The organism is Thiolapillus sp. (assembly GCF_048562965.1).
GTDB classification, from domain to species: domain Bacteria; phylum Pseudomonadota; class Gammaproteobacteria; order Chromatiales; family Chromatiaceae; genus Thiolapillus; species Thiolapillus brandeum_A.
Map to the genome: position 1 here is coordinate 1 of NZ_JBHNMF010000142.1, position 7,328 is coordinate 7,328.

Annotated in this window: 9 protein-coding genes and 1 pseudogene; all 10 read left to right on the forward strand. The window is 57.6% G+C overall.

What is annotated here, in order from left to right:
• Positions 1-150: 150 nt before the first annotated feature.
• Positions 151-972, forward strand: coding sequence for a serine O-acetyltransferase (gene cysE, locus ACOCD2_RS09260; protein WP_293646604.1), 822 nt, complete (start codon positions 151-153; stop codon positions 970-972).
• 97 nt (positions 973-1,069) lie between these two features.
• Positions 1,070-1,534 carry a Fe-S cluster assembly transcriptional regulator IscR gene (gene iscR / locus ACOCD2_RS09265; RefSeq protein WP_293646606.1) on the forward strand — a complete coding sequence of 155 codons (465 nt, stop codon included), beginning with the start codon at positions 1,070-1,072 and terminating at the stop codon, positions 1,532-1,534.
• Between the two features lie 33 nt (positions 1,535-1,567).
• Positions 1,568-2,782: an IscS subfamily cysteine desulfurase gene (locus ACOCD2_RS09270; protein WP_293646608.1), complete on the forward strand. Its 1,215-nt coding sequence runs from the start codon at positions 1,568-1,570 to the stop codon at positions 2,780-2,782.
• A gap of 12 nt (positions 2,783-2,794) precedes the next feature.
• Positions 2,795-3,175, forward strand: a complete 381-nt coding sequence (gene iscU, locus ACOCD2_RS09275) for a Fe-S cluster assembly scaffold IscU (protein ID WP_293646610.1) — start codon at positions 2,795-2,797, stop codon at positions 3,173-3,175.
• A 5-nt stretch (positions 3,176-3,180) separates the two neighbouring features.
• Positions 3,181-3,507, forward strand: coding sequence for an iron-sulfur cluster assembly protein IscA (gene iscA / locus ACOCD2_RS09280; protein ID WP_293646612.1), 327 nt, complete (start codon positions 3,181-3,183; stop codon positions 3,505-3,507).
• 23 nt (positions 3,508-3,530) lie between these two features.
• The gene (hscB, locus tag ACOCD2_RS09285) at positions 3,531-4,076 is read left to right on the forward strand and encodes a co-chaperone HscB (protein WP_293679986.1); all 546 of its coding nucleotides are present in this window, start codon (positions 3,531-3,533) and stop codon (positions 4,074-4,076) included.
• Positions 4,076-5,947 (forward strand): Fe-S protein assembly chaperone HscA, encoded by a 1,872-nt coding sequence (hscA, locus tag ACOCD2_RS09290; protein ID WP_293646616.1) that lies wholly within the window; start codon positions 4,076-4,078, stop codon positions 5,945-5,947. The genes hscB and hscA overlap by 1 nt, the downstream gene beginning before the upstream one ends.
• Positions 5,948-5,963: 16 nt before the next feature.
• Entirely contained in the window at positions 5,964-6,302 is a 339-nt protein-coding gene (gene fdx / locus ACOCD2_RS09295; RefSeq protein WP_293646618.1) for an ISC system 2Fe-2S type ferredoxin, read from the forward strand.
• On the forward strand, positions 6,302-6,502 hold the full coding sequence (gene iscX / locus ACOCD2_RS09300; protein WP_293646620.1) for a Fe-S cluster assembly protein IscX: 201 nt from the start codon (positions 6,302-6,304) through the stop codon (positions 6,500-6,502). Before fdx ends, iscX begins: the two co-directional genes overlap by 1 nt.
• 30 nt (positions 6,503-6,532) lie before the next feature.
• A pseudogene (locus ACOCD2_RS09305) lies at positions 6,533-7,167 on the forward strand (MarC family protein).
• Positions 7,168-7,328 lie beyond the last annotated feature (161 nt).

The window sequence follows — 7,328 nt, forward strand, 5'->3', positions numbered from 1 at the left end:
TTCCGGAACTTGAAGGTGATTCTTTCAGTCAGGCCCGGGCTGAACCTGAAGTCCCATGCTGAAACAAAACCAACAGCCTGTTCGCTGCTATGGGGCAACTTTAAAATAGAGTAAAATAGTCGGATATTGATGGCCAGGCGGTACTGAACCATGTTTGAACGACTGCGTGAAGATATTCAATCTGTTTTTGACCGGGATCCGGCGGCGCGAAACACTTTCGAGGTGCTTACGACTTACCCGGGTCTGCATGCGGTGATAGTGCATCGTATGGCGCATGGTTTGTGGAAGCGCAACTTCAAATGGCTGGGGCGGGCTGTTTCCAATACTGCCCGCTGGCTTACCGGGATTGAAATACATCCCGGTGCTACGATCGGGCGGCGTTTTTTCATCGATCACGGCATGGGTGTGGTGATCGGCGAGACAGCCGTTATCGGCAATGACTGCACCCTTTATCATGGTGTGACCCTTGGCGGAACCAGCTGGGAGAAGGGCAAGCGTCATCCCACCCTGGGCAATGATGTGGTGGTGGGTGCGGGCGCCAAGGTGCTGGGGCCTATAGAGATCGGTGATGGCGCCAGGATCGGCTCCAACGCTGTCGTGGTCAAGCCGGTGCCTGCCAATGGCACGGTAGTCGGGATACCCGGTCGTCTGGTGGAGCGGCGTACCAAGCGGGATACGGCACACCGCGAAAAACTGGCCCGCAAAATGGGTTTCGACGCCTATGGCGCGACAGAGGATGCGCCGGACCCGGTGGCCAATGCCATCAATTGCATGCTCGATCATGTGCATGTGCTGGAATCCAAAATGTCCCGTATGTGTGAAGTGCTGAAGAGCATGGGCTACACGGAAGAAGACGTGGATCTGCCGGAGCTGGCTTCCTGCGAGATCGTCGTCTCCACGGCGGATGAGCTCAGCCGTCTCAGCGGTGGGGATGATGACACGGTCAAATCTGACGAATCCGCTGACCAATAGAAAGTACCGGAGCACGAATTTCAGATTTTGCTAATACTTGACTAAAATAGTCGGTAATGTATAGTTGCGCCCAGATATTGAAACCGGGAATCGACGCGTGAGACTGACCACAAAAGGACGATATGCGGTAACCGCAATGCTGGACCTGGCCCTGCATGCGGAAGACGGCCCTGTAAGCTTGGCGGATATTGCAGAGCGGCAGGATATTTCCCTGTCTTACCTGGAGCAGCTCTTCGCCCGTCTGCGCAAACGCGAACTGGTGAGCAGCACCCGTGGGCCGGGCGGCGGTTATCGCCTGGGGCTGGAGCCCCGGCGTATCGACGTGGCAGGCGTAATCACCGCAGTGGACGAGCGCCTGGATTCCACCGCCTGTGGCGGCCAGGGCAACTGCCATGGCGACAAGCGCTGCCTGACCCACGAGCTCTGGCAGGATCTGAGTGACAGCATCTATGACTACCTGAGCAGCATCAGCCTGCAGGATCTGCTGGACAAGCAACTGGCCAAAAAGAAAAGCGCAAACAAGCCACAGGATTTGAACCTGTCGATCGCAACACATTCGTGAAGCCTGCGGGCGAAAGCAATTCTGGAGCAGTGAATGAAACTCCCTATTTATCTTGATTATTCTGCGACGACCCCGGTAGACGAGCGGGTGGCGGAGAAGATGTGTCACTGTCTGACACTGGACGGCGTTTTCGGCAATCCGGCGTCGCGCAGCCATCCTTTCGGCTGGGAGGCGGAGAAGCTTGCCGATGAGGCAAGGCGGAACGTGGCGGCGCTGATCAATGCTGACCCGCGGGAAATCGTGTGGACTTCCGGAGCTACCGAATCCGACAACCTGGCCATCAAAGGGGCTGCCCATTTCTATCACAAGCGCGGCAAGCATATCATCACTGTGAAGACTGAGCATAAAGCGGTGCTGGATACCTGCCGGCAGCTCGAAAGGGAAGGCTACGAAGTCACTTATCTGGATGTGGAATCCAACGGCCTGCTGGACCTGGACAAGTTCCGTGAAGCGCTTCGTGATGACACCATTCTGGCTTCGGTGATGCACGTAAACAACGAGATCGGTGTGATTCAGGACATCGCTGCAATTGGTGAAATATGTCGTGAAAATAAGATTGTATTTCATGTAGATGCAGCGCAAAGCGCAGGTAAAGTCGAGATAGATATGCAGTCGCTGCCGGTAGATCTGATGAGCTTTTCCGCGCACAAGATCTACGGTCCCAAGGGCATGGGCGCCCTCTATGTGCGTCGCAAGCCACGGGTGCGGCTGGAAGCCCAGATGCATGGTGGCGGACACGAGCGCGGCCTGCGTTCGGGCACGCTGGCCACCCACCAGATCGTGGGCATGGGCGAGGCCTTCCGTATCGCCAAAGAGGAAATGGCCGATGAGAACGCCCGTTTGCTGGCCCTGCGCAACCGTCTCTGGCGCGGGCTCAAGGATATGGAAGAGGTCTACGTGAACGGTGATCTGGAGCAGCGCATCGCCGGTAATCTGAACGTCAGCTTCAATTTCGTCGAAGGCGAGAGCCTGATGATGGCGCTCAAGGACATGGCCGTCTCTTCCGGCTCGGCCTGTACCTCCGCCAGCCTGGAGCCCAGCTATGTGCTGCGCGCCATCGGCAGGCCGGACGAGCTGGCTCACAGCTCCTTGAGATTTACCCTCGGCCGCTATACGACCGAGGAGGAAATAGATTTTGTTATCAGTAAGTTGCGCGAACAAGTTCAACGGTTGCGCGATCTTTCGCCCCTGTGGGATATGTACAAGGCCGGTATCGATCTCAACTCGGTACAATGGGCAGCGCATTAAGAGGAAAAGCTTATGGCATACAGCGACAAGGTTATCGATCATTATGGAAATCCCCGCAACGTCGGCCAGATGGACGACGCTTCCAAGAATGTGGGTACCGGCATGGTGGGTGCACCCGCCTGTGGTGACGTCATGCGGTTGCAGATCGAGGTGGGCGACGATGGCGTGATCAAGGATGCCAAGTTCAAGACCTATGGCTGCGGCAGCGCCATTGCTTCCAGCTCCCTGCTCACCGAATGGGTGAAGGGCAAGACCCTGGAAGAGGCGCAGCAGATCAAGAACACGGATATCGCCGAGGAACTGGCCCTGCCGCCGGTGAAGGTGCATTGCTCCGTGCTGGCGGAAGACGCCATCAAGGCTGCTATCGAAGATTTCACCGCCAAGCAGGACTGAGCGAAATGGGCATTTCCCTGACAGAAACAGCTGCAGAACGCGTACGCGCCTTTCTTGAAAACCGCGGCAAGGGCGTGGGAGTGCGCCTGGCGGTGAAGACTTCCGGCTGCTCTGGTATGGCCTATGTCATCGAATTCGTGGATGAGCTGGATGAGGAAAACGACGTGGTATTCGAGGATCACGGCGTCAAGCTCATCGTGGACAGGAAGAGCCTGCTGTATCTGGACGGCACTGAAGTGGACTATGGCAAGGAAGGGCTGAACGAAGGATTCAGGTTCAATAACCCCAACGCCAAGGCCTCCTGTGGTTGTGGCGAAAGCTTTACCGTCTAGTTCCATCTTTTTCCGGGGCAACCATGTTCGATCTCGCAAAAAACTATTTTGAACTGTTTGGCCTGCCCGTGGGATTCATCATCGATGGCGCCGAGCTGGTCGGGCGCTACCGGGAGCTGCAGCGGGTAGTACATCCCGATCGCTACGCCAATGCGACCGAGCAGGAACAGCGCCTGTCACTGCAGCAGACAACGCGCATCAACGAGGCTTTCGAAACCCTGAAGAACCCCGTGACTAGGGCGCAGTATCTGCTGTCCCTGCACGGCATCGATATGCAGGCGGAAAAGGAGACCACCCGCGATACCGCGTTTCTCATGGAGCAGCTGCAGTTGCGGGAGGAACTGGAAAACGCCCGTTACGCCGAGCATCCGGAAGACGTGCTCGATGAACTCATGGGGCGCATCAGTGCCATGATCCGGACGCTGGTTGCGCAGATGGCGATCAAATTCGAAGATCCCAGTCCCCCCAACCTGGAAGCGGCGAGGGAAACGGTGCGCAAGATGCAGTTTCTCAACAAGCTGCTTTCCGAAGCCGAATCCCTGGAAGCCGAACTCGAGGACATGTACTGATGGCGCTGTTGCAGATCGCAGAACCCGGACATGCAGCGGCTCCCCATGAGCACAGGCTGGCAGCCGGCATCGACCTGGGTACGACCAACTCGCTGGTGGCGGCAGTGCGCAGCGGCCAGGCGGAAATCCTGCCCGATGACCAGGGCAGGGCTCTTCTGCCCTCGGTGGTGCATTACACGGCCGATGGCGCAGAGGTGGGCTACGATGCGCGTGAGCAGGCAACAGATGATCCTCTGAACACCATCGCCTCGGCCAAGCGTCTTATTGGCCGTCCCGTGGCCGATATCAAATCCCTGGGCGAAGGGCTGCCCTATGAGTTCGTCCGGCAGGACAGCAGTGTGCCCCGCATTCACACCGTGTCGGGTGATGTCAGTCCCATCGAAGTGTCGGCAGAAATCCTCAAGGTGCTCGCCAGACGGGCGAAAGACACGCTGGGCGGGGAACTCAGCGGTGTGGTCATCACCGTGCCGGCCTATTTTGACGATGCCCAGCGCCAGGCCACCAAGGATGCGGCGCGGCTGGCCGGACTCCATGTTTTCCGCCTGCTCAACGAGCCGACAGCAGCAGCGGTGGCCTACGGGCTGGATCGAGGTGCCGATGGTGTACACGCCATTTTCGATCTGGGCGGTGGCACTTTCGATATTTCCATCCTGCGTCTCAACAAAGGCGTGTTCGAGGTTATGTCCACCGGCGGCGATTCCGCTCTAGGTGGTGATGACTTCGACCAGGTCATCGCTGAATGGATCATGGATCAGGCCGGTATTGCCGATGATGCCAATCACAAGGTATTGCGCCAGCTGATGCTGGATGCGCGCAACGCCAAGGAAGCACTGAGTGATGCAGAAAGCGTCGCCCTCGATATCGCGCTTCCCGGAGGTGACCGCTGGCAGGGGTCCCTGGACAGGGAGACCTTCAACAGCCTGGTCGATCCCCTGATCCGCAAGACCATCAGTGCCTGCCGGCGTGCCCTGCGGGATGCCGGCGTGGATGCCGAAGAAGTCAAGGAAGTGGTCATGGTGGGAGGGTCCACACGCATGCCCAGGGTGAGGGAGAAAGTCAGTGATTTTTTCCGCCGTCCTGTGCTGGTGGATATCGATCCCGACCAGGTTGTCGCCTTGGGCGCTGCCATTCAGGCCGATGTGCTGGCAGGCAACAAGCCGGATGAAGAAATTCTGCTGCTCGACGTTACACCGCTCTCCCTGGGGCTGGAGACCATGGGCGGTCTTGTGGAAAAGGTTATTCCCCGCAATACAACCATTCCTGTGGCCCGCGCCCAGGAGTTCACCACATTCAAGGATGGACAGACCGCCATGGCGGTACATGTGGTGCAGGGTGAGCGTGAGATGGTGGATCACTGCCGGTCACTGGCGCGCTTCGAGCTGCGCGGTATTCCCCCCATGGTGGCCGGTGCTGCCCGCATACGCGTCACGTTCAGCGTGGATGCCGACGGTCTCCTCAACGTGGAGGCGGAAGAGCTCAGTCAGGGTGTGAAAGCCAGTGTTACGGTCAAGCCCTCCTATGGCCTGAGTGATGAAGAGATCACCGGCATGTTGCAGGCTTCCTTTGAACATGCGGAAGAGGATCTCGAAGAACGCAAGCTGGCCGAGGCCAGGGTGGAAGGTCTGCGCGTCGTGGAAGCCCTGCAGTCTGCGCTGGCCAAAGACGGCGAGGAGTTGCTGAATACCCGGGAGAGGGAACAGATCGATGCCGCGCTGCAACAACTGATGCAAGCCATCGATGCACAAGATGCCGCCGCCATCGACCGGCAGGCAAAGCATGTGGAAAAAGTGTGCGAGTTCTACGTGGAGCGGCGCATGAATACCGGTATTCAGGAAGCCATGGCCGGTCACAATATCAACGAATTCGAATAAGCAGGACTGAGATTCAATGCCCCAGATCATCTTTCTTCCCAACGAGGAAATCTGCCCCGAAGGTGCAGTCATCGAAGCCAAGCCCGGTACCACGATCTGTGACGCTGCGCTGGAGCACGGTATCGAGATCGAGCATGCCTGCGAGAAATCCTGTGCCTGCACCACCTGTCACGTGATCGTGCGCGAGGGCTTCGACTCCCTTGACGAAGCCAGTGAGACGGAAGAGGATTTGCTGGACAAGGCCTGGGGACTGGAGCCGGAATCCCGTCTCAGCTGCCAAGCCGAAGTGGGGGATGAGGACCTAGTGGTCGAAATCCCCAAGTACACCATCAACCAGGTATCGGAGAATCACTGATGGGACTGCGCTGGACAGACGTGCTGGATATCGCTATCGAACTGGATGAAACCCATCCTGAGGTAGACCCGCTGACGGTCAATTTCGTGGATCTGCGCAACTGGGTCATCGCCCTTGATGACTTCGACGACGATCCCGGCAAGAGCGGCGAGAAAGTGCTCGAAGCCATTCAGATGCACTGGATCGAAGAAAAGGAATAGGCGCCCTGAGCCTTGCCGGATCATACAGACATGCTTGAACTGGCTCAGCTTTTTCTCCATGACGTCATCGCGCTGGTGACCATTCTCAATCCCATCGCGGCCGCAAGCATCATGGTGTCGCTGATCAATCCGACAGACTTGCCCTATGTCAAAAAGACAGCGCGGGCCGCTTCCATTACGGTTTTTGTCGCTTCAGTGGTCACCCTGGTCGGTGGCGGCTTCATCTTCCATGTTTTCGGCATCAATGTCCTTTCCATCAAGGTCATCGGGGCGTGGTTCTGATCATGCTGGCGATGAACATGATCAATGGCCGGGTGGCCAGCACCAGGCACAGCAGTGCGGAGAATCAGGAAGCTCAGGAGAAGGAGGATATTTCTGTCATCCCTCTGGCGATTCCCATACTGTTTGGTCCGGGCGTGATTGCCACGCTGGTGGTGCTGAACAATCGCAGTGTTGATCTGCTGGAAAAGGGTATCCTCTACGGTGCGGTTCTCGTCTCGACCATCGCCGTGTTTTTTACACTGCGTTACGCAGTGACCATCAACCGCTTTCTAGGAGAGACCGGAACCCGTATCCTGACCCGTCTCATGGGACTGGTGGTTGGCGCCATCGCCGCGCAATTCCTGGTGGAGGGTGTAAAGGGTTTGTGGCTGGCGGCAGCCTGATACTGAGCCTGAGTGGTTTTTTCAATGCCTCCGGTGTTTGTTTGTGCAGTGGCCGGTATCCTGGGGCAAGCTGGCGTATGAATGTTTCCCGTACAACCGTTGTGCGGGTGACCCTTTTTCATCCGCTGCCAGCCATGGAGAGCGAAGCGAAGGCTGGTAGA